Below are 22,676 nucleotides of genomic sequence, written 5' to 3'. Positions count from 1 at the left end.
CTAGGCCCTCAACAGATAGCGCACCTCGTAGGGCGCAAGTTCAAGGGAGCCCGGCAGCTCGACCGTGGGTGCATCGTCGGCAAGTAGGTCGACGAAGGAACCGTTGAGTTCGCCGGCTCCAAAGGTATAAGGCTCGTTCACGGCATTCACCGCCACGAGCACCGTCGCGTCGTCGCAGGTGCGCTCGAACAGCAGCTGCTTGTTCTGAATCACCACGTTGCGGTACGCGCCGTAGCTGAGAGCGCGTGCCGCCGCGTCGTCGGCCGAGCGCAGGTGCGTGAGCTGTGTGATGAACGCCGTCAGCTCGTTGGGCGCAGGCTCATCGAGCGCAGGTCGCAGCGCCCAGTCGCCATCGGGACCGCCCTTTTCGCCAGCAATTCCCCACTCGCTGCCATAGTAGACACACGGGATGCCCGGCATGCCAAAGAGCATGCCATAGGCGGGACGCAGGCAGGACTTGTCGGTGAGGATGCTCGCCAGGCGCGGCACATCGTGGTTGTCGACAAACGACAGCAGGTGCTTGCCGCGGTAGATGCACCACGGGTCGCCGCCAAACTGACGGTGCAGCGAGTGGGCGATCTCGAACATGTTGATCGAGTTAAAGCTGGAGTACAGTCCCTTGTAACACTCGTAGTTGGTGCAGGAGTCGAGCATCTCGTCGTTGACGATCTGGTTGTAGTCGCCGTGGAGCGTCTCGCCGATCAGCACAAAGTCGGGCTTGAGCTCACGGGCAAAGGCGTGCAGGCGGCGCATAAAGTCGCGGTCGAGCATATAGGCGACGTCCAGGCGCAGACCGTCGACGCCAAAGACATCGGCCCAACGGCGCACGGACTCGAGCAGGTAATCGACCACGGCGGGGTTTTGCAGGTTGAGCTTCACGAGCTCAAAATGGCCTTCCCAGCCCTCGTACCAAAAGCCGTCGCCGTAGCACGAGTCGCCGTCAAAGCTGATGCGGAACCAGTCCTTGTAGGGCGAGTCCCACTTGCGCTCCTGCACATCGCGGAAGGCCCAAAAGCCGCGACCGACGTGGTTGAAGACGGCGTCGAGCACCACGCGGATGCCGTGGGCATGCAGCGTCTCGCACACGGCGGCAAAGTCGGCATCCCCACCCAGGCGACGGTCGATGTGGCGCAGGCTGCGCGTGTCGTAGCCATGGCTATCGGACTCGAGCGGTGGGTTGATGAGCACAGCGCCAATACCTAGTTCCTGCAGGTAGTCGGCCCATTGGGCGATTTTCATGATGGGGGCATCGGGGTTGGGCGCGTCGTTGGCAGCCTGGGCAAGCTCATCCTCGGCAACGGGCGCGGCGTTTTCGCGCGGAGCTCCACAAAAGCCCAGCGGATAGATCTGATAGAACGTCGTCTCGTATGCCCACATAGCAGCCTCCCGGTAAGCCCAACACAACGACATCCATTGTATGCCCGGCAGGGTAGTCAATTTGGGACGGACTTGGCACGGCGTATGGCCGGGAACAGCACGGTGATGGCGAGATTCTTGCCAAATAAATGGTACTGCCCAGATGCCGCTGAGCGAATAGGGAGGTGTCCGCACGGGTGGCTATCCTATGATGAAGGCGGCATATTCCCACACCTGACCTACAAAGGTAGTTGAACGATGGCAGACATTAAAATCAAGATCGTCAGCAATCCATATCAAGAAACTGTTCGGTTCTTCCGATGGGATAACGGCTGGCAAGAAATAACGACATCTACAAATCCCAATAGCGCTCTCCATAGCACGAAGATCGTTAATGGTTTCTTCCCCTTTAAGGCCGAAGAGATCATCGACATCCTCGCCAAAGAGTTCGGCGGCGGCGATAAAATCGAATTGCATTTTGAAGGCGCGGATGACGAATGGCAGGAGTTGCTCGCCATCTGCACCGAAGGGCCACGCGCCAACACATACGAGGCCATACGAGACGAGCGTTATCTATCAAACGCCCGAGACGTCTTGCCAGAAATTGTCGAAGTCTTCAGGGAAATCCAGGGGCTTGTAGACGAATCAGTCTCCGAGCGAACAAAAGTCTCTGAGCAAATTAGAAAGTTCACCGATGTCTCGAGCGACATCATCCCGCTGTGTGTACTCGGCAGCTATAGTGCAGGCAAATCGACGTTCATCAACGCCCTCATTGGCATGGAGATCCTTCCCAGCGGCGACGAGCCTGTAACGGCCCGCATATTCCAAATCAAACGTTCAAAAGACCGAGATCGCTCGATGGTTCAATTCTCCTGTGGCAACAGGCGATTCTTGCTGCGCTTTAATCTTGATGGCCTCATGGAAAACAAAGAGCTTGTGGGGGAGCCCCTATACGACATGATCGCAGCCAAAGTCGCCGATTCCATGCCCGGCATGGCCTCCCATATGAACAGCGCTCTCAAGGTTCTTAACTCATATCATGCCGATGAAGACGACCGGACTATCTCCGATCTGATCAGAATCGAAGTCCCCTTTAGCGATACCGACCCGTGGCCCCATGACAGGGAGTTTGTCATCTTTGACACCCCGGGGTCAAACTCTGCCTCCAACGCCGATCACGCCCGAGTGCTCAAACAGGCAATGGAGGGCCTCTCAAATGGCCTTCCCATTTTCGTTGCGGAGTACAACTCACTCGACACGGAGGACAACAAGAACCTCTCCAACGAAATAGAGCAGATCCCCGCAATCGATGAACGCTTTGCCATGATCGTAGTCAACAAAGCAGATTCCGCCGACCTTCCCAAAGGCGGATTCGACGATGAAGCCGTCTCGCAAATCATGCGTTGGTCCATTCCGGCCAGCCTTTACGGACAAGGTATCTACTTTGTTTCTTCCATCCTCGGCCTAGGCTCAAAGAACTCCGGCGAGTTTATAAGCGACAACTATGCCGAAAAATTCGAAGACCAGCAGCGTAAATACACCGATCCGACAAGCCGCTTCTACAAAACGCTCTACCGCTACGATATCCTTCCGGGACAGATCTCGCGCAGAACCAACCGCGAATCCGAGGCTTGCAAGGACCTCCTTCTTGCCAACAGCGGACTCTTTTGTATCGAAAACGAGATACGCCTGTTTGCCGAGCGGTACTCCGCATATAACAAATGCAGCAGGTCGGAATCGCTCCTACAAGAAATTGTCAGCATAACCGAAGAAGAGATTGCCAATAAGAAAACCGACCTCGAACAAAAGAAAGCACAGCGAGAAGCCGAGCTCGAAGAGGATAAGCGCAATCTCATCAACCAGCTCGAAGACTGCAGAGAGCATGCAAGGCTGGACTCCTCGGCCAGCTATGCCGACGCCATCGACAGGAACGTTTCCGCCGAGCAGTGGAAAACCAACCTTGACACGCTTCAAGCACGTCAAGGCGCCATTACCGAAGACAAGCGAGAGCGCCTCGAATACTCAAAACGATCGAACGCAGCCGCGCAAGCGTTTGACTCAATCGCCCCTAACTTTTTCAATAGGCTCGGCGATTCGATAAAAGGAAGCCCGGCAAACACACAAAAGGACGTCGGCTCTCACCCAACATTTGGGTTAGCGGAGGTTGGCAAAGGCCTTTGTGATGACATCACCGATGCGCTCCAAAAAAGATCCGACGCAAAGGCTGCCGAAAGAACAGCCGACAAAGATGCCGCCGACCAGCTCTTTAACGAGGTCATCAATCACTATGACGAATGTACCGAGCAAATAGCTCGGACCATCGATGAGCTGTCGCAAAGCTATTGGAAGGATTGTGCGGAGCATAGCCGCGATGCCCTCTATCGCATCGCTACCAGCAGCGACAATCCTCTTTCCGAAGAGAAGCGCCGAGAGGTCGGCGATATCATTCTTAAATATCGTGGCCTCGCGCTCAATAAGACAAAGGGTCCCATTTTCAGCAAGGCAGACTTTACCGAACTGAAGCTCATGGACCGTGTCATCTTTAAATCTGACAAGCTGTTGCTTAGGAAAGTCGAAGACAAATTCAACCGCGAAATCTCACGGTGTTTCTGCGAAGCACGCGCCGAAACAGAGCGCGAGCATACCTACGGCTTTACCGAATGGCTCAACGAGCTGCTCGGCCAAATTACGAGCAATATCACCGACTACAACCCGGTGCTCCATGGCCATGTCGAAGACATCAACAGGCAAACCGCGGAGATCAACGCTCTCGAGGCAAAACTCGAGACGCTCAATAATCGAAAAGAGTACATTGCGCGCGTCATTAATTGGAAGGAATAGGCTGATCGCATGGGCATCAAAAACGCGATTATGCGCGCTGCCGATAAAGCCGGCAACGCGGTCGCAACCGTCTCGGTACTCAGCAGCTCCCAACTCGATGAGGTCGACAAAAAGCGAACAGCATACTTGTCAGAAAAGCCGAATCCGGCAGATGAGCAAGCTATCGAGCTCACCAATCGGCTCTTGGCAACTGCCGCCGTTGAGCTTCACAACGCCTATCTGCCGCAGCTACGAAATGTATACGCGCCGATTGACCCCTCTATCGAATACCCCACGGGTTTTAACGCCGACAACAACATCCGCTTCATGAATATCACGAAGTGGGTCGTCGACCCCAACGAGGACAGTCTCGAGAAGCTCGTAAATGTGTACGACGTTCTCTCTGACGAAGATTGCAACATTGCGCTGGTTTTTAATCGAACCAGCGCAAGCACCGAGGTATTCCTTGCAGTCGTCAACAGCGACAATGCCCGCGACAACATCGACGCCGATAATTTTTCCCGGCGCATGTCGGATGCCTTGAGGGGCAACTTCCCCGGTTCCGAAGTGGGACCCGCCAACCGCGGCCCCATTCCGTGTCTAGACAATCGACGCTCGTCTTCGGTTGCCGCCGTTTCGAATATTCCGGCCGAAAAGAACGAGAAGTTCGTCACGCAAACCATTGAAAAAGTTCTTGACGGCATTGTGCCTGGCAGGCCGAGCGAAGACTACACTATCGTGCTGCTTGCAACCCCGATCCATGATATCGAATCGCGCAAACTCCGTCTCGCCGAACTCCACTCACTGCTGACGCCCTATGCCTCATGGACGACCAACTATACCTACCACCAAAACGACTCCATCGGATCGTCCGCGACGGTTGGCATCAATGCAGGCGTGAGTGCCGGCAGGCAGGTGGGGAGCAATCAGGCTGTTGCTCAAAACTACAACGAAACGGACTCGACAAACGAGTCGACCTCGGAATCGAGCAGCGAGAGCGTAACCGACTCGTCCACATCGACCGAAAGCATCACGGATACGGTCACCGACGGCAGAAATGAATCCTCGAGCGGGAGCGTAAGCCTAGGTGTAGGCGCAGGCGCATCCGCAGGCGTATGCGGCGGCGGCAATCTCGGCGTATCCGCAGGCGTATACAGAGGCGGCAATCTCGGCGTATCCGCAAGCCATACCGAGGGCTCGTCACACTCCACATCTACGTCTAAAGGCACAAGTTCATCTACCGGCAAAGCCATATCAAACTCACTCGGCAAAGCCGTTACCAGCGGCGTTGGCAAGGCTGTCTCTAAGGGAGCGTCCGTAACTTCCGGCGTTTCGCAGGCCGTAAATCTTGGCGCCAACTTTGGCGGATCATTCGCGCGCTCAAGCACGGTCACCGCTACCATCGGCGCCGACGAAGGCATCACACAGACGTTCAAGAATTATTCCATCCAACACGCGCTCGAAATCCTCGAGTTGCAAATGAAACGCTACGACCTCGCCTCGGCACTCGGCATGTGGGACTTTTGCGCCTACGTGCTGTCAGAAGACCACAACGTCGCGAATAACGTTGCCCACACCTACCTCGCCCTCACCCAGGGCAAAGAGTCCTATATGTCTCAGGCTGCGGTAAACCTCTGGCGCGGAGACCTCGGAGAGCAAAGCGCCGACGCTGTGGCAGTCTGTTCCTACCTTCGCGATTTGCGCCACCCTGCTTTTGCCCTCTCCCCCGCCCTGCTCGATCAACATCCAAGTTTTTCGGTTTACCCAGCAACAGTCGATGCAACGACCGCCCTTTCGGGCAAGGAGCTTGCCTACTCGCTCAACTTTCCCAAGAAATCCGTCCCAGGGTTGCCCGTTATCGAGTGTGCCTCTTTTGGACGCAATGTCTCAACGTTCGATGGCACGCAGCCCCAACAAGGCCTTTGCATAGGCAGGGTTTTCCATATGCATCGTGAGGAACGCATCAAAACGTTCCTGTCAAAAGACTCGCTCGCCTCGCACACCTTTGTTACGGGCAGCACCGGCGCAGGAAAGACCAATACCGTCTACCGCATCCTCGATCAGGCGCTCGATCAGCAGGTCAACTTTCTTGTTATTGAACCTGCCAAGGGCGAATACAAGGACGTGTACGGAGGCCGCGAAGACGTAAACGTCTTTGGAACCAATCCAGAATTCACACCGCTCCTGCGCATCAATCCTTTTAGCTTCCCGTCCGGCATCCATGTGCTGGAGCACCTCGACCGACTCGTTGAGATCTTTAATGTTTGCTGGCCCATGTACGCCGCCATGCCCGCCGTCCTTAAAGACGCTGTCGCCAGGTCATACGAAGATTGCGGATGGGATCTTGCCGCTTCTGATAACCCGTATGGAGCCGATCTCTTTCCCTGCTTTGCAGATGTTGCCCGCAACGTCCGCGAGATTCTCGACTCCAGCGAGTACGATGCCGAAAATAAAGGCGCCTACAAGGGGTCGCTGCTCACGCGTCTCAACTCTCTCACCAACGGGCTCAACGGCATGATGCTTTCGTCGAACGAAGTCGATGCTAGCGTGCTTTTTGACGCCAACACAGTCATCGATCTATCGCGCATTGGCTCCGCCGAAACAAAATCCCTACTCATGGGTCTTCTTGTACTCAAACTTCAAGAACATCGCATGGCCGAGAAAAAGGACATGAACCAGCCGCTTCGCCATCTGACCGTGCTTGAAGAGGCGCACAACCTGCTTAAGCGATCGTCGAGCAACCAAGGCTCGGAGAGCGGCGACCTGACAGGCAAGAGCGTCGAGATGATCTCAAATGCCATCGCCGAGATGCGCACATACGGCGAAGGCTTCATCATCGCCGACCAGGCGCCCGGCCTTCTCGATATGGCAGCCATTCGCAACACAAATACCAAGATCATCCATCGCCTGCCCGATCTTTCGGACCGCGAGCTCGCCGGTCGCGCTGCCAACTTAAACGACCAACAGATCATCGAGCTGGCACGCTTGCCTAAGGGCGTTGCGGCCATTTACCAAAACGATTGGGTTGAGCCGGTGCTCTGCAAGATCGCCAAAGCAGGCGAAGGCGAGCACTTTACGTACATCCGCCCCATCGAAGACACCACAGACAACCAACACGATGACGCTCTTTCCGTAGCGCGCATGTTGGCATACGGCATCAGCATTGGAACCGAGGCGGAACTGCATAGCATTCGCGAACGGCTCGATCGCCTCCATATCGGCGCGTCCACAAAGGTCAGTATTCTGCGCACTGCCCAAAACCCGCCCAACGAACCGCACATGACCAAGCTGGCGCCCATTATGAGCGCGCTGTTCCCCGATGTCGTCAAAACGGTCGAACGTGAGCTCAAGAGCAGCAATGAAGCCGAGCAATTGACAAGAGCGGCAGAAGAGGCGCTCGGGGCTTCCATCAACCGCGATATCGACAGCCGCACCAGGCAGGTCATCATTCAGGGCATCATGACAGACATCCTGTACCTGCAAATGCAGGATTCAAAGTCATATGACGACTGGCGTAACTGGAACGAGAATTGCGAGGTGAGCTAGTGGAGCTCAGGCAAATGAAAGTCGGCGAAGCAAAGCCGAGTGATAAGCATGGGTTTAATCCCGACAAGCTTATTGGTTCCGAATCAAGAGAAGCCAAGGCTGAGATTAAAAATGTCGGCCGCAATGAATCCCTCGATCCCGACAAATTGATTAAGCCTTCGGTGGAATCGTGCGACTATCCTTCGACTTATAAGGAGCGGCTGGGCCGTACTCCAACTACGGAGAATCCCCATGGCAAATGGTCGGGCGATCGAGGGGAGTCGATGTTTGTTCCCACAGTCGATAGGGTTTGCGAGATTCTTCGAAACAAAGGTCTTGAGGGCATCAATTACAAAGATGCTATTCCCGATTTCGGCCCCATCGCCGAAGCAAAGGTAACCATACAAGGTATGAGCCAACATAGGCATTCGCTGATAGGCGAAAATGGCGAGCGCATAGTCGGCAACTATGAAAAGGCAGACATTGAATGCGCAAAAGCTTGGAACCTTGAGCAGCGCGATGGCAAAGATGATTGGACGCACGAAGATGTCAAGAATTGGCGCGAGGCAAATGGGTACACCTGGCACGAGCACAATGACATGAAAACGTGCTACCTTGTTCCGACCGAAGTTCACGACGTATGCAGGCATCTCGGCGGCGTAAGCGAAATCAAAAACATACTGAATCAGATTGGCGGCTTCGATGACTAACGGCATGAATCTGTGGGGCAGGGATTTCTCGCTCCCCGTCTATTACGAGTGCGACTCGGACCAAGGCGTCCTCGACATTCAAAAGGAAGCAAAGGACGCCCTGCTTGCAAGCTGGAATACCGTTGAGGACAGCAAGGAAGCGATCGAAGATTATTGTCTCGAAAGAGACGGCGATCAGATTGAGGGCCCCATTACAAACATCTTTAGATACGTTATTCCGACCAGCATCGTGGTACTGCGAAGCGATGATGCTCGCAAAGCAGCGCTCATGTGCAACTATCGCTTTGACCCCGAACACGGACTTGCTGCGGTATTTGAGAACGAAAAACTTACAGCCGTCGTCCCCCAAGACGAGCTCTAGGTCGATCATACGCAGACAGAAAAACGAAAACCGAGGCCACTCCAGTACATACCGGAGCGGCCTCGGCCTCTTTTACGTATACTCAGCGAGGTAGCTAAAATAGCCCCGTCCCAAATTAGCTACCCCAGACCCTTTCTAAGCCGCGGTGAAATACGGACTGTTTGCCGGGTTTATTGGGCCCAGCAGTCCGTATTTCACCGCAACTGATGAGGGGACGTGATTAGGCGACGGGCTTTGCGCGGCGTATGGCCGGGAACATCACCGTGATGGCGAGGATGACGCCCACGACGGCAATCGCCCCGCCCGCGAAGCCGATCCAGGCGATACCGGGGCCCGAAACCACGCCGCCGCCGATCGCGGTGCCCGTGCCGATACCCAGATTAAACAGGCCCGAGAAGATCGACATGGCGACAGCCGACGAATCCGCGGGCGTGTACTTGATGAGCTCGGCCTGGAACGCCACATTGAAGGCCGTGGCGCAGCAGCCCCACAGCACGCAGACGGCAAGCACTGCTGCGAGCGACGATGCGGCCGAACCTATGAGCAGCAGGGCCGCTGGCACGCCGGAGAGCGTGATAGCCAAAAACGGGAAGCGATGCCCGTCGAACAGGCGGCCAAACAGCCAGCTGCCCACCAGACCGGAGCAGCCAAACGCCGTCAGCGTCATGGTAATGGCGCCCGCGTCGACGTGCGCGACCTGCGCCAGGAAGGGCTCGATATAGCTGTAGCCTGTGTAATAGCCGGTCGCCATAAAAACCGTGACCGCGTAGAGCGCGATGAGGAACGGGTTCTTGAGCAGCTCGGGCAGCTGTTTAACGGCAAAGCGCTCACCCGCCGGCATGGCCGGAAACACCGCTGCCTGGTACACCACCGCGGCGGCAGAAAAGGCCCCGACCACGGCAAACGTCATGCGCCAGCCCACGGCCAGGCCGATGGCGCGGCCGATCGGCAGGCCAAAGATCTGTGCGATGGACGAGCCCGTGGCGATCATGCTGATGGCGAGCGCCCCGTGACGGGTGTCGACCAGGCGCGAGGCCATAATCGAGGCGACCGACCAGAACACGGCATGTGCGCAAGCGACCACCAGGCGTGCACAGACCAAAATAGGATAGGTGGGCGCCACGGCGGACAGGAACTGACCCAGAGAGAACACGGCGAGCACGCCGAGCAGCATACGCTTGAACTCAAAGCGCGAGGCAAACACCATAAGCGGCAGCGACAGCAGCATGACGCCCCAGGCGTAGACCGAAATCATGATGCCTGCCTGGGCCTCGGTGAGCGAGAACGATACGGCAATATCAGTCAGAAGGCCGATGGGCATGAACTCCGATGTGTTGAACACGAACGCGCAGCAGGCGAGCCCGATAAGCGGGAGCCACTGCTTGAGCGAGATGCCATCTTGTCTTGCCTGAGTCATGTAGGAAACCCCTCCGATTGTCTTGGGCGGTGGGCGATTATATAGCAACGGCCCCGCATCCGTCAGTACAGATGCGGGGCCGCAATCAACTCAATACACAGAGGTTGCGCCGTCAATAAATTGCTAAGCCAACCCCAGCAATATGCCCACCGAATGCACGACAAACGCCACGATCCAGGCGACCGTCACCTGAAACGCGAACACGGCAACGGCATAGCGCGCGCCCAACTCGCTCTTGACGGCGCCGATGGACGCCACGCAAGGCGGGTACAGCAGCGTAAAGACCAAGAACACGTAGGCGGTAAACGGCGAAAACATGGTCGATAGCGCCGCGGGTGACGTTGCGCCCAAAAGCACGGTGAGGGTCGAGATGACGCTCTCCTTGGCGATAAGTCCGGTGACGAGCGCCGTGGATGCACGCCAGTCGCCAAAGCCAAGCGGCGCCAACGCCGGCGCGATGATGCTACCCAGACCGGCAAGTAGACTCTGCGACTGATCGGCGACCACATTAAAGCGGATGTCAAACGTCTGGAGGAACCAGATGACCACGGTGGCGGCAAAGATGATGGTAAAGGCCTTGGTAATAAAGTCCTTGGCCTTATCCCACGCCAACATCACCGTCGTCTTGATGCTCGGCAGGCGGTAGTTGGGAAGCTCCATGATAAACGGCACCGGGTCGCCCTTAAATGCCGTGCGGTTGAGCACCAAAGCCGCGATGCAACCGACCGCAATGCCAATCAGATAGAGCGAGACCATGGCGGGGACCGTCGCCTGCGGGAAGAATGCTCCGCACAGCAAGCCGTAAACCGGCAACTTGGCCGAGCAGCTCATGAACGGCGTGAGCATGACCGTCATCTTGCGATCATGCTCGGATGGGAGTGTACGGGTCGACATGATAGCCGGCACGGTGCAGCCAAAACCGACGAGCATGGGCACAAAGCTGCGGCCCGACAGGCCAAAGCGACGCAGCACCTTATCCATGACAAATGCAACGCGCGCCATGTAGCCGGAGTCTTCCAGAATGGAGAGGAACAAGAAGAGCACGACGATAATCGGCAGGAAGGTCAGCACGCTGCCCACGCCCGTAAGCACGCCGTCGACAGCCAGCGAGCGCACCACGTCGTTGGTTCCAAACGCCTTGAGACCCGCATCGGCCGAGGCGATGATGACAGCGATGCCGTCCTCCATAAGTCCCTGCAACGCCGCGCCGATCACGCCAAACGTCAGCCAAAAGACGAGGCCCATGATCACCAGAAACGCCGGGATGGCCGTGTAGCGACCCGTCAGGATGCGGTCGATCTTAACGGAGCGCACGTGTTCGCGGCTCTCGTGCGGCTTCACCACGCAGCGCCCACACACGTCGCCGATAAAGCTAAAGCGCATGTCGGCCAGCGCGGACAGGCGGTCGGTGCCAGCCTCGCCCTCCATCTGGGTAATGATGTGCTCGATAGCTTCGAGTTCGTTGCGATCCAGGTGAAGCGCCTCGGTCACCAACTCGTCACCCTCAACCAGCTTGGTCGCCGCAAAACGCACCGGAATGCGGGCCATCACGGCATGGTCCTCGATCAGGTTGGCAATGCCGTGGATGCAGCGATGCAGCGCACCGCCGTCCGAGCCATCGGGCGCGCAGAAGTCCAGGCGACCGGGGCGCTCGCGGAACCGCGCCACATGCAGAGCGTGATCCACCAGCTCGCCGATACCCTCGTTGCGGGCAGCGCTAATGGGGACAACAGGCACGCCCAACAGGCTCTCGAGCAGGTTGACGTCCACGGCGCCGCCGTTGGCTGTCACCTCGTCCATCATGTTGAGCGCGATGACCATGGGGCAGTCGAGCTCCATAAGCTGCAGCGTCAGGTAGAGGTTGCGCTCGATATTGGTGGCATCGATGATGTCGATGATGGCGTCGGGATGCTCGTCAAGGATGAATTGACGGCTGACAATCTCCTCGCCCGTGTACGGCGACAACGAATAAATACCGGGCAAGTCGGTAATGCTCGCCTCGGGGTGGTTACGGACAGTACCGTCCTTGCGGTCGACCGTCACGCCGGGAAAGTTACCAACATGTTGGTTGGAACCCGTCAGCTGGTTGAACAGCGTGGTCTTGCCGCAATTTTGGTTGCCGGCGAGGGCAAAGTGCAGCGGCGCGCCCTCGGGCACGGCCGTTTTTGCCGCGCGGGGCGAATACGTCCCCTCACCGAGCGCCGGGTGCTCCGTCGTGCCGATTGCGGCGTTAACGCGCGGGCTCGTATCGGTGTCGTGAATACCCACGAGCTCAATGCGAGCAGCATCGTCTTTGCGCAGCGTCAACTCGTAGCCACGCAGGCGAATCTCGAGCGGGTCGCCCATGGGGGCGTACTTCATCATGGTGACTTCGGTGCCCGGCGTTAAGCCCATGTCCAAAATATGCTGTCGGAGTGCCTGATCGTCCGATGCCACCGATGCGACAACGGCGTCCTTTCCAATCTCGAGTGTATCGAGCTTCACGTCCGTGTTCCTCCCCCGACGCCCACAGGGCGTTGCATTTATGTTCACCATTGCTAACCGTTTACCTTGGCTAACCAATTTTAACCATGCATGATAGCGCGAACATGCATCGACGTTCAATCAACAGATTGTTGCAATGGGGATTCCGGACCCCGGTTTTCCAGACGAGCCTGCTGCGGAAACTGCATCCCACTACTCAGGCGAATTCCGGTCCCCGATTTCCCGATGGGGCCTCTCGGGGAAACCGCGTCCCACTCTGAAGCTGGGACTGCGGACAAAACTGGGACGCAGTTTCCGGTCCGGGCATCAAAACGAAGTTGCGGTGGAATAGTTCCTGTTTGGGGCTTTAACCAGCAAAAACAGGAACTATTTCACCGCAAGTTATGAGGGACGGGAGGGGCTGGCCCTCTTACTCTTACAGATGGCGCTCCAGGAAGCGGAAGGCTAGGCGAATCCAAGGGCGAACCGCCACCTGCTTGTCCTCGTTGTCGACCGCGGTATTGGCATTGCCGAGCGAAAGGCCGTGACCGCCTTGGTCAAAGACGTGCATCTCGCAAGCGACGCCCTCCTCGGCCATGCGCTGAGCAAACGGATAGACCTGCGCGATCGGCGCCGTCTTGTCATCGGACACGCCCCACACAAAGGTCGGCGGCATCTGGCGCGAAACATGCGTGGTAGGGCAGATATCGGCCAGGTGCTCTTCGGTGGCCTCGCCACCCGTCACCATCGACAGGTAGTCGTTGAGCAAATCGCGCCCCGTCTTGCCACCTGTCTTGGGCACGCGCAAGTCGATGCGCGGATCGCGCGTCTGCATGTCGCGGACATAGGCAAGGTCGAGCAACGGATAGCCCAGCACCACGGCATCGGGACGAATGTCGTCCGGACGCGCCCCGGCAAGTGCCGCGAAGGGGCCGGTCTTCCACTGCGTTGCCAGCGAGGCGCAAATCATGCCGCCCGCCGAAAAGCCCACAACGCACACGCGCTTGGAATCGACATGCCACTCGTCGGCATTCGCACGAACCGTGGCGACCATCTTGGCAAGATCTGCCTGGGGGTGCGGAAAGCTCACGTCACCCGTGCCACTCGTGACATAGTTGAGAACAAAGGCCTGGTACCCGTGATCCAAAAAGGCAAACGCCACCGGATCCTGCTCATGCGGGGCGATGTGCGTAAACGCGCCTCCGCCGCAGATGATCACTGCCGGGCGACGACCATTGGGCTTGCCGGGCAGCGGTTCGGCCCCCATATAGGTAAACGTCGCCGGATATTCCTCGGTCGGCTCCTCGCCCCACAGCGCATGGCTCTCGACAATCATATATGCTCCCTTCGCGCGATTCGTGCGCACGTTATGTATCGCCTTCAAGCGTACCCCACTTGGACGCACGGCATCGAAACGTATCCGCAATAAGTTTCCCTTCAACTGATATATCACATAATCCCAGCTCAGGGCCGTTGTTGAGCAGCGTAAAATAGAGACGCTGACCGAGCCGGTAACACACACGAAACGTTTCCGGCAAAACTACGCGTGCGCTACATGCGCACTTGATACGTTGGAGGCATCTATGGGTCTACTCGATTCGCTCAAGTCCACGTTCAACTCGTCGGGCGAGGCGTCCGTACCGCCCGCAGCAAGCTTCGCCACCCGCGAAGGCGTCATCTACGCTCCCGTTAACGGTGTGCTCGTCAATCTAAACGAGATTCCCGACGAGACCATCGCCTCGGGTATGCTCGGCCAGGGCTACGGCATCGAGCCCATCACCGGCACCATCTATGCGCCCGCTAACGGCCGCATCGGCGCCACCACCGTCACCAACCACTCTATTGGCATGATCACCGAGGACGGCCTTCGCGTGTTCATCCATGTCGGCCTGGGCACCGTACAAATGAACGGCAAGGGTTTTGCCCGCTTTGTCGAGATGGGCGATGTGGTCAAGGCAGGCCAGCCGCTCATCAGTTTCGACCGCGATGCCATTAAGGCCGCTGGCCACGAGGACATCGTGACCGTCATCATCTCCGAGCTCGATCGTCTTAAGAGCATCGACCATGTCGGCGAGTCTGGAACGCTTATCGGCGGCAACCCGCTCGTCAAGCTGGGCGACCCGCTGCTGGTGGCTAAGACCAAGTAACGAGTCCTGCGCCGTACAGCCAATAGGCAACACGCAAGCGCCCACGACCATCTGGCCGCGGGCGCTTTTCGTTTGAAAACCGTCCCGTCAATGCCTTATCTGTATAGCCCAAATGAGCCGAGCTGCTAGAATATCGAACTATATGGATAACTATCATTCAACCGTTATGGGAGGATACGTGAACCGCACCAAAATCGCGCAGCTCTATGCCGATGCCGAGTCGCTCGGCGGCAAGACCGTCACTGTCGCCGGCTGGGTCAAGTCCGTCCGCGACATGAAGAACTTTGGCTTCGTCACGCTCAACGACGGCAGCTGCTTCCGCGACCTGCAGGTCGTCATGAACCGCGAGACGCTCGGCAACTACGACGAGATCGCCCACCAAAACGTCTCGGCTGCACTCATTTGCACCGGCACCGTCAAGCTGACCCCCGATGCGCCCCAGCCTTTCGAGCTTTCTGCCACCTCCATCGAGGTAGAGGGCACGAGCGCCCCGGACTACCCGCTGCAGAAGAAGCGCGCAACCGTCGAGTTCCTGCGTACCCAGCAGCACCTGCGCCCGCGCACCAACCTGTTCCGTGCCGTGTTCCGCATCCGCTCTATCGCGGCTGCCGCCATCCACCGCTTCTTCCAAGAGCGGGGCTTTGTCTACGTCAACACCCCCATCATCACCACGAGTGACTGCGAGGGCGCCGGCGAGATGTTCCGCGTGACCACGCTCGACCCCAAAAATCCGCCTCTCACCGAGTCCGGAGAGGTCGACTGGAGCCAGGACTTCTTTGGCAAGCACGCAAGCCTTACCGTGTCCGGCCAGCTCAATGCCGAGAACTTTGCCATGGCCTTTGGCGACGTGTACACCTTTGGCCCCACCTTCCGCGCCGAAAACTCCAACACCACGCGCCACGCCGCCGAGTTTTGGATGATCGAGCCCGAGATGGCCTTTGCCGACCTGAACGACTACATGGATAACGCCGAGGCCATGCTCAAGTACGTTCTTAAGGACGTTATGGCCACTTGCCCCGACGAGCTCAACATGCTCAACAAGTTTGTGGACAAGGGCCTGATCGAGCGCCTGAACCACGTGGCCAACTCCGACTTTGCCCGCGTCACCTACACCGAGGCCGTCGAGATCCTGGAGCAGGCCGTCGCCGCCGGTCACAAGTTTGACTATCCTGTCAGCTGGGGCATTGACCTGCAGACCGAGCACGAGCGCTTCCTGACCGAGGAGCACTTTAAGCGCCCGACCTTCGTGACCGACTACCCGGCCGAGATCAAGGCCTTCTACATGCGCATGAACGACGACGGCAAGACCGTCGCCGCCGCCGACTGCCTGGTTCCCGGTATCGGCGAGATTATCGGCGGCTCCCAGCGCGAGGAGCGCCTGGATCTTCTCGAGGCCCGCATCAAGGACCTTGGCATGGCCCCCGAGCAGTACAAGTACTACCTTGACCTGCGCCGCTACGGCTCCTGCAAACACGCCGGCTACGGCCTGGGCTTCGAGCGCTTGGTCATGTATCTGACCGGCATGGGCAACATCCGCGACGTCCTTCCGCACCCCCGCACCGTGGGCAACGCCGATTTCTAATCGCCACAGCTCCGTCCCGCGCGTTACAGCGTGTCGCACCAGCGCCTCTCGGCAAGCCGAGGGGCGCTTTTTTCAACAGCATCCGTCAGGCTTTTGTCAAGTTTTTGGTCAGCTGAGCAGGGCTGTTGAAAACTCGACCCGCCGCTTGCCGACGACTACCGACCACCCAGAGCGCCCTGCGCCCCTAAGCAAACCCCGTGTCCTAGGCTCCGTAGCATCATCACCCAAAAACGGAAAGGACGTGAACGCAATGGCCAAACCCGCTGTTGAGAACTATGAGGCCACGACCAGGGGTGCTGCTTCCATGGCAGCCTATCGCGCTGTGCGCATCCTGCAACTCTTAAGCGAGCATACCGGTGAGGACAAAGCGCTTCCTCCCGATGAGCTGATCGAGCGTCTCGCCCATCCCAACGACCCCGCTCGCATGCCCATCTCGGCAGCGCGGCGCAGTATCCATACCGCGATTTCCGCCCTGCGACATGCCGGATACGAGATTGAGTACAAGCGCGGCGCGGGTTACCGGCTTCTCACCCGACCGCTCTCCGACGAGGAAATCATTCGACTCCATGGCATGGTCATGCGCAACCGCTCCACACCCATCGCGACCAGAAAAAGCATAGCGCGCCATCTGGTCGCCATGGCAAGCGCCGACGTTCGCGGCTACCTCGATACGTCCGAGCCGACACCAAGCGCAGAAGGCAAACCCGCCAAGACCACGCGACCGCCCGCCAAACGCATCGATACCTGCGAGCTCATCGAGCGGGCCATCGACCACGGAACCACGGTGAGCTTTGACATTTCAAGCGTCACGACACATGACAAGATCGAAGTGACGAGGATGACCGTTCGGCCTTTTGCCATCAAACAGCGAGACGGCGTCTCGTATCTGCTGGGAACGGTCGTCGACGGGCACGGCTCCGACGACACCCTACGCACCGTCGAGGTCAGCCGCATGAGAAACGTTAGCACGCGCCTGCTCGACGGCAAGAAGCTCTTTGCCGCGCTGGACGAGGGGGAGCGGCCCGCGCCCGCCGCCTAAGTCTTGCCGTTGCCCGCCAAATCCCCCGCCGTCCATCCGGTTCAGTATTAAAAAACCCGACAGGTTGTTGAAAAAATGGGCATCGGCGCTACTATAGACCCACTTGCACTTTGTTTGAGTGCAGTGTTTCCAGCAATTTCTATACTGGGGGTAATGACATGAACGACATCACCATCAGCCGCAGGAGCCTTCTGGTCTCCGCCGGCCTGCTCGCACTGGCCCCGCTCGCCGGATGCGGCGGCAACTCTGGTTCCGGCTCTGCAGCCGCCGGTTCCGACTACACCATCGGCGTTCTGCAGCTCACTGAGCACTCCGCGCTCGACGCCGCCAACGACGGCTTTGTCAAGGCCATCAAGAAGAGCGGACTCAAGGTCAAGATCGACCAGAAGAACGCCCAGAACGACCAGTCCACGTGTAAGTCCATCGCCGACAAGTTTGTGGGCGACAACGTCAACTTGATCTACGCCATCGCCACGCCTGCCGCACAGGCTGCCGCCGGCGCCACGGCCGATATCCCCATCGTGGGCTGCGCCATCACCGACTACGCCGCCTCCGGCCTGGTCCAGGACAACGACAAGCCCGGCACCAACGTCACCGGCGCCTCCGACCTCACCCCGGTCGCCGAGCAGCTCGAGATGATGCAGAAGGTCCTGCCCGACGTTAAAAAGATCGGTCTGCTCTACTGCACCGCCGAGTCCAACTCCGACGTCCAGATCAAGGCCGCCAAGAAGGAACTCGACAAGCTGGGCCTGGAGTACACCGATTTCACCGTCTCGAGCTCCAACGAGATCCAGTCCGTCGTCGAGTCTGCCGTAGGCAAGGTCGACGCGCTCTACTCCCCCACTGACAACACTATCGCCGCGGGCGCTTCGCAGGTCGGTCAGATCTGCAAGGAGAACAAGCTTCCCTTTGTGACCGGCGAAGAGGGCATGTGCATGGCCGGCGGCCTGTTCACCCTTTCCATCAACTATGAGGACCTGGGCTACGCCGCGGGCGAGATGGCCGTTAAGATTCTGAAGGGCGAGGCCAAGCCCGAGGATATGCCGATCAAGCACCTCCCAAGCAAGGATCTGGTCGTCATCAAGAACGACGAGATGGCCGAGGCCCTGGGCATCGACCTTTCCGCTCTAGACGAGTAGCGCCATGCGCGGTAACGCAGCTAGGCACGCGCTTGCGCCATAGCTGCGTTATTCAATATCTGAGTCATTGGGGCGAACGCTAAAGACCGGCGTTCGCCCTGCTTGTTTTTGGTAAAACAAAATGTCCGTCCGCTGCTCTTTTATGCATTGGTACCGCTATTATGGAAAATCACGTGTCCACCCTATCCTAGGAGGTATGAAGCATGCTCATTGCGTTGCAGGGCGCCGTTTCGCAGGGTGTCCTCTGGGGCATTATGGTGCTTGGCGTGTTTATCACGTTCCGCCTGCTCGACATCCCCGATATGACCTGTGACGGCAGCTTTGCCCTCGGCGGCTGCGTCTGCGCCGTGCTCATCGTCAACAACAATGTCGACCCGTTGCTCGCCGTTTTGGCCGGCATGTGCGCCGGCGCCATTGCGGGCGCGGTCACGGGCATTCTGACCACCGTCTTTGAGATTCCCGCGATCCTCGCCGGAATCCTCACCCAGATCAGCCTGTGGTCCATCAACCTGCGCATCATGGGCAAATCCAACACGCCCATCCTTGCCAAGGGCACCGTGTTCTCGGCCGTCAGCAATATGACGGGCCTGCCGCAGTCCACCGTTGCCATCATCCTGGGCATCTTGCTCGCCGTGGCTATCGTTGCCATCCTGTATTGGTTCTTTGGCACCGAGATCGGCTCGGCGCTGCGCGCCACCGGCAACAACGAGTACATGATCCGTGCCCTGGGCGTCAACACCAACTCCACTAAGATGATCGCCCTCGTGCTCTCCAACGCCCTCATTGGCCTTTCGGGCGCGCTCATCTGCCAGAGCCAGAAGTACGCCGACATTGGCATGGGCACCGGCGCCATCGTTATCGGTCTCGCCGCCATTGTTATCGGCGAGGTGCTCGGCCGCCTGCTGCCCGGCGGTCTCACGCAGTTTAGCGTCCGTCTTGCCTCCGCCGTCTTTGGCTCCGTGGTGTACTTCCTCATCCGCGCCATCGTGCTGCAGCTGGGCATGGACGCCAACGACATGAAGCTGCTCTCCGCCGTGATTGTCGCCGTGGCCCTATGCGTGCCCGTGGTTTGGGAGCGCTATAAGCTCCGCAGCTCCTACACGAAGGGGGATGAGGCAGATGCTTAAGCTCTCGCACGTCAAGAAGACCTTTAACAAGGGCACCGTCACCGAAAAGCGCGCTCTTACCGGCGTAGACCTTACCCTCAACGACGGCGACTTTGTAACCGTGATTGGCGGCAACGGCGCCGGCAAGTCCACGCTGCTCAACATGATCGCCGGCGTGTATCCGCTCGATTCGGGCGTTATCGAGCTCGACGGCACCGACATCTCGCGTCTGAGCGAGTCGCAGCGTGCCAAGTACCTGGGCCGCGTGTTCCAGGACCCCATGCGCGGCACCGCAGCCGACATGCAAATTGCCGAGAACCTGGCACTCGCCAAGCGTCGCGGCCAGCGTCGCGGCCTTTCGTGGGGCGTCACCAAGGCCGAGAAGGACGAGTACGTCAAGCTGCTCAAGCGTCTGGACCTTGGTCTGGACACGCGCCTCAACGCCAAGGTCGGCCTGCTCTCGGGCGGCCAGCGCCAGGCACTCACCCTGCTCATGGCCACGCTCACCAAGCCGCGCCTGCTGCTGCTCGACGAGCATACCGCAGCACTCGACCCCAAGACGGCCTCTAAGGTGCTCAATCTGACCGAGGAGATCGTCGACGAGAACCACCTGACCACGCTCATGGTCACGCATAACATGAACGACGCTATCCGTCTGGGCAATCGCCTGATCATGATGCACGAGGGCCACGTAATCTACGACGTGGCGGGCGATGAGAAGAAATCGCTCACCGTGGCCGACTTGCTTCAGAAGTTCGAGGAGGTCTCGGGCGGCGAGCTCGCCAACGACCGCATGCTGCTGAGCTAAACCTACCAAAAAGGGACAGGTTTATTTTGGCAGGTTTTATCTGCGCAGACGTCAAAACCGCCGCAAAGGGACAGACACCTTTGCGGCGGTTTTTGTTAAAGAGTAAGGAGACCGCCATGAAAAGACTCCCCCGCCTTGCGTTAGCTGCCGCGTTGTTTGCCGGCGCGCTCACAGGCATCCCAAGCCTCGCTTTCGCGGGGAACCTGCCCGCCGCTATTGACGGCTCCGTGGCCGTCATGCACACCAATGATATCCACGGCAGCTACAAGTACAGCTACAACGCAAGCAAGGGTACCGGCACTGTCGGCTTTGACGGGCTGGCAGTTCTCTATAGCGCTCAAGGCAGTGCCCCCGATCTTTTGCTCGATGCGGGCGATACCTTCCACGGGCAATCCTTCGCCACTATGAGCGAGGGCAAAAGCATCGCCGAGCTCATGGACACCTTTTATGCGAACGGCTACGACGCGACCACGCCGGGCAACCACGACTGGAGCTACGGCGCGGACAAGCTCCGCACCATGACCGGCTACAGCACCACCGGCACGCCCTTCGCCATGCTCTGCGCAAACGCGAAGTCTACGAGCGGCGTATGGAGCTCGAGCATCACCAAGACGCTCGACCGTACCTGGGAGGACAGCGAAGACCACTCCACATTCGACTACAAAATCAAGGTCGGCGTCGTGGGTGCCATGGATGAGTCGCTGGGATTCTCACTGCGCGAAGGCCTTGTCCAGGACACGTCGTTCTCGGATGCGGCAGCCGCCATCAATGCCGAGGCTAAGCGACTGCGCGAGGATGAGGGCTGCAACGTTATCGTCTGCATCGCGCACACGCTCAACGCCAAGGCCTTTGCTGCAAAGCTCGTTGGGGTCGATGCACTGGTCGCGGGCCACGAGCACATCAACTTAGACGAAAACGTGACGGGGGCCGACGGCAAGCCGGTCCGCGTCGTCGAGGCGGGCAGCGCCTTTGCCGAGGTCGGCCTGCTTTCCATTCCGTACAAGTACGACACGAATGGCACCGTGACGACCGACGATGACACGGTCACGATCCCCGCAGACGACAGCGACGAGAAGCTCTACACCGCCAAGAACGTCAACGACCTTTTGGCAGACCCCGACAAGGGCGCCTTCTACCAGAGTCAACTCGATGAGGTTCGCAATAACAAAATCAAGCCACTCGACGACGCCTTTAAAATCGAGTCGAACAAAGTGATCGGCACATCCGCCACTGACTATTTCTACGGCGAAGACGCCGCGGGTACGCATGGCTGGGAGATGGTGCGCACCACCGATCTGCGTCCCAGCAAAGCGAGCGACACCACCAAGGCCCAGACCATCGGGCATGTGATCTGCGGCTCCTATCTTGCCCTGACGGGGGCAGACCTCGCCATCGAAAACGCGGGCGGCATCCGCGGCGGCATCGCGGCGGGCGATGTGACCGCCGGCGACGTCATCGCCATCTCGCCTTATGGCAACACCGTGGAGACCTGGACCATGACCGGTGCAAACTTCCTCGCAGCGCTTGAGCACTCACTGCAGATCAGCGACGATTGCAATCACAGCTACGAGCTTCAGCAAGCCTACGTGGCAGCCGGCCATACCGAGCAGGAGGCGCAAGACAAGTACAAGTGGCGCGATGACTCTGGCAGCGTTCTCTCCTTTGGCGGCATTAACGTGACGATTGATTGGACGCAGCCCGAAGGCAAGCGCATTGTGAGCGCCACACTCACCAAGGATGGCAGCGCGCTCGACCCCGCCAAGAACTACGCCGTCGCCACCAATAACTACATCATTACCAACACGACCGTCTTTCCCACCTTTGCAAAAGCTAAGAAGTGCGCCGAGTGGAGTACGTGCGAGGCAGCGCTGAGGGCACTGATCGGGCAGGACGACTGGGAGAACAAGATGGCCTCGCTCGCGGGCACCATCAGCTTTGGCTCCGCCGAGAGCCCCGCACCCCATCCGACCCCAACGCCTGAGCCCTCATCCAACCCCGGCACGACGACCACGCAGATCACCACCAAGAAGACGGCCGGTAAGCTTGCCGCAACGGGAGATCGTACGCTGACCGTGGTCGGTGCATGCCTCATCGGCGGCATCATCGTCATCATGGTCGGCATTATCTGGAAGCGCCGCCGCTAAGCTACACCGCCGGGCCTTGCAGCCCCGCCGTACAAACCTTATATCGAGCGCAAAAGCCC

15 protein-coding genes are annotated in these 22,676 nt (G+C 58.6%); 11 read left to right on the top strand and 4 right to left on the bottom strand.

Translation table 11 applies throughout. The annotated features are described in order from the left end of the window. Positions 1-1,377 (bottom strand): alpha-amylase family glycosyl hydrolase, encoded by a 1,377-nt coding sequence (locus FYJ40_RS01420; RefSeq protein WP_154514715.1) that lies wholly within the window; start codon positions 1,375-1,377, stop codon positions 1-3. Between the two features lie 237 nt (positions 1,378-1,614). On the opposite strand from FYJ40_RS01420, the gene FYJ40_RS01415 reads away from it, so the two are divergent. The 4 genes from FYJ40_RS01415 to FYJ40_RS01400 are packed head-to-tail and all read left to right on the top strand — an operon-like array spanning position 1,615 to position 8,772. Then, the gene (locus tag FYJ40_RS01415) at positions 1,615-4,197 is read left to right on the top strand and encodes a dynamin family protein (protein ID WP_154514717.1); all 2,583 of its coding nucleotides are present in this window, start codon (positions 1,615-1,617) and stop codon (positions 4,195-4,197) included. A 9-nt stretch (positions 4,198-4,206) separates the two neighbouring features. Then, on the top strand, positions 4,207-7,722 hold the full coding sequence (locus FYJ40_RS01410) for an ATP-binding protein (RefSeq protein ID WP_154514719.1): 3,516 nt from the start codon (positions 4,207-4,209) through the stop codon (positions 7,720-7,722). 14 nt (positions 7,723-7,736) lie between these two features. Then, a complete protein-coding gene (locus FYJ40_RS01405; RefSeq protein WP_154514721.1) occupies positions 7,737-8,411 on the top strand; it encodes an HNH endonuclease in 675 nt (224 codons plus the stop codon). Continuing rightward, positions 8,404-8,772, top strand: a complete 369-nt coding sequence (locus FYJ40_RS01400) for a hypothetical protein (RefSeq protein WP_154514722.1) — start codon at positions 8,404-8,406, stop codon at positions 8,770-8,772. The genes FYJ40_RS01405 and FYJ40_RS01400 overlap by 8 nt, the downstream gene beginning before the upstream one ends. A gap of 220 nt (positions 8,773-8,992) precedes the next feature. On the opposite strand, the gene FYJ40_RS01395 is transcribed toward FYJ40_RS01400, so the two are convergent. The 3 genes from FYJ40_RS01395 to FYJ40_RS01385 all read right to left on the bottom strand — a co-directional run bounded on the left by FYJ40_RS01395 (position 8,993) and on the right by FYJ40_RS01385 (position 13,988). After that, on the bottom strand, positions 8,993-10,189 hold the full coding sequence (locus FYJ40_RS01395) for an MFS transporter (protein WP_154514724.1): 1,197 nt from the start codon (positions 10,187-10,189) through the stop codon (positions 8,993-8,995). Positions 10,190-10,312: 123 nt separating this feature from the next. After that, positions 10,313-12,724, bottom strand: coding sequence for a ferrous iron transport protein B (gene feoB / locus FYJ40_RS01390; RefSeq protein WP_154514726.1), 2,412 nt, complete (start codon positions 12,722-12,724; stop codon positions 10,313-10,315). 364 nt (positions 12,725-13,088) lie between these two features. Then, the gene (locus FYJ40_RS01385; RefSeq protein ID WP_154514728.1) at positions 13,089-13,988 is read right to left on the bottom strand and encodes an alpha/beta hydrolase; all 900 of its coding nucleotides are present in this window, start codon (positions 13,986-13,988) and stop codon (positions 13,089-13,091) included. A 247-nt stretch (positions 13,989-14,235) separates the two neighbouring features. Here FYJ40_RS01385 and FYJ40_RS01380 point away from each other — a divergent pair, with 247 nt between their 5' ends. The 7 genes from FYJ40_RS01380 to FYJ40_RS01350 all read left to right on the top strand — a co-directional run bounded on the left by FYJ40_RS01380 (position 14,236) and on the right by FYJ40_RS01350 (position 22,617). Next, positions 14,236-14,799 (top strand): PTS glucose transporter subunit IIA, encoded by a 564-nt coding sequence (locus FYJ40_RS01380; RefSeq protein ID WP_154514730.1) that lies wholly within the window; start codon positions 14,236-14,238, stop codon positions 14,797-14,799. A 178-nt stretch (positions 14,800-14,977) separates the two neighbouring features. Further along, complete coding sequence (asnS, locus tag FYJ40_RS01375; RefSeq protein WP_370450533.1) at positions 14,978-16,381, top strand: asparagine--tRNA ligase; 1,404 nt, start codon at positions 14,978-14,980, stop codon at positions 16,379-16,381. 250 nt (positions 16,382-16,631) lie between these two features. Further along, positions 16,632-17,420: a helix-turn-helix domain-containing protein gene (locus FYJ40_RS01370; protein ID WP_154514732.1), complete on the top strand. Its 789-nt coding sequence runs from the start codon at positions 16,632-16,634 to the stop codon at positions 17,418-17,420. Positions 17,421-17,578: 158 nt separating this feature from the next. Continuing rightward, positions 17,579-18,559, top strand: a complete 981-nt coding sequence (locus FYJ40_RS01365) for an ABC transporter substrate-binding protein (protein WP_154514734.1) — start codon at positions 17,579-17,581, stop codon at positions 18,557-18,559. Positions 18,560-18,762: 203 nt separating this feature from the next. After that, a complete protein-coding gene (locus FYJ40_RS01360) occupies positions 18,763-19,686 on the top strand; it encodes an ABC transporter permease (protein WP_006234992.1) in 924 nt (307 codons plus the stop codon). Then, complete coding sequence (locus FYJ40_RS01355) at positions 19,679-20,473, top strand: ABC transporter ATP-binding protein (RefSeq protein ID WP_117839998.1); 795 nt, start codon at positions 19,679-19,681, stop codon at positions 20,471-20,473. The genes FYJ40_RS01360 and FYJ40_RS01355 overlap by 8 nt, the downstream gene beginning before the upstream one ends. Before the next feature lie 116 nt (positions 20,474-20,589). Continuing rightward, entirely contained in the window at positions 20,590-22,617 is a 2,028-nt protein-coding gene (locus tag FYJ40_RS01350; RefSeq protein WP_154514736.1) for a bifunctional UDP-sugar hydrolase/5'-nucleotidase, read from the top strand. Positions 22,618-22,676: the final 59 nt, after the last annotated feature.

Origin of the sequence: Collinsella sp. WCA1-178-WT-3 (M1) (genome assembly GCF_009696325.1) — a bacterium.
In the GTDB taxonomy this organism is placed as follows: Bacteria; Actinomycetota; Coriobacteriia; order Coriobacteriales; family Coriobacteriaceae; genus Collinsella.
This window is presented reverse-complemented; position numbering and strand designations above follow the sequence as displayed.

Excerpts from the sequence above, each read along its gene's own strand:
- FYJ40_RS01420 (WP_154514715.1), bottom strand. The coding sequence starts at position 1,377 with ATGTGGGCATACGAGACGACGTTCTATCAGATCTATCCGCTGGGCTTT.
- FYJ40_RS01415 (WP_154514717.1), top strand. The coding sequence starts at position 1,615 with ATGGCAGACATTAAAATCAAGATCGTCAGCAATCCATATCAAGAAACT.
- FYJ40_RS01410 (WP_154514719.1), top strand. The coding sequence starts at position 4,207 with ATGGGCATCAAAAACGCGATTATGCGCGCTGCCGATAAAGCCGGCAAC.
- FYJ40_RS01405 (WP_154514721.1), top strand. The coding sequence starts at position 7,737 with ATGAAAGTCGGCGAAGCAAAGCCGAGTGATAAGCATGGGTTTAATCCC.
- FYJ40_RS01400 (WP_154514722.1), top strand. The coding sequence starts at position 8,404 with ATGACTAACGGCATGAATCTGTGGGGCAGGGATTTCTCGCTCCCCGTC.
- FYJ40_RS01395 (WP_154514724.1), bottom strand. The coding sequence starts at position 10,189 with ATGACTCAGGCAAGACAAGATGGCATCTCGCTCAAGCAGTGGCTCCCG.
- feoB (WP_154514726.1), bottom strand. The coding sequence starts at position 12,724 with ATGGTGAACATAAATGCAACGCCCTGTGGGCGTCGGGGGAGGAACACG.
- FYJ40_RS01385 (WP_154514728.1), bottom strand. The coding sequence starts at position 13,988 with ATGATTGTCGAGAGCCATGCGCTGTGGGGCGAGGAGCCGACCGAGGAA.
- FYJ40_RS01380 (WP_154514730.1), top strand. The coding sequence starts at position 14,236 with ATGGGTCTACTCGATTCGCTCAAGTCCACGTTCAACTCGTCGGGCGAG.
- FYJ40_RS01370 (WP_154514732.1), top strand. The coding sequence starts at position 16,632 with ATGGCCAAACCCGCTGTTGAGAACTATGAGGCCACGACCAGGGGTGCT.
- FYJ40_RS01365 (WP_154514734.1), top strand. The coding sequence starts at position 17,579 with ATGAACGACATCACCATCAGCCGCAGGAGCCTTCTGGTCTCCGCCGGC.
- FYJ40_RS01360 (WP_006234992.1), top strand. The coding sequence starts at position 18,763 with ATGCTCATTGCGTTGCAGGGCGCCGTTTCGCAGGGTGTCCTCTGGGGC.
- FYJ40_RS01355 (WP_117839998.1), top strand. The coding sequence starts at position 19,679 with ATGCTTAAGCTCTCGCACGTCAAGAAGACCTTTAACAAGGGCACCGTC.
- FYJ40_RS01350 (WP_154514736.1), top strand. The coding sequence starts at position 20,590 with ATGAAAAGACTCCCCCGCCTTGCGTTAGCTGCCGCGTTGTTTGCCGGC.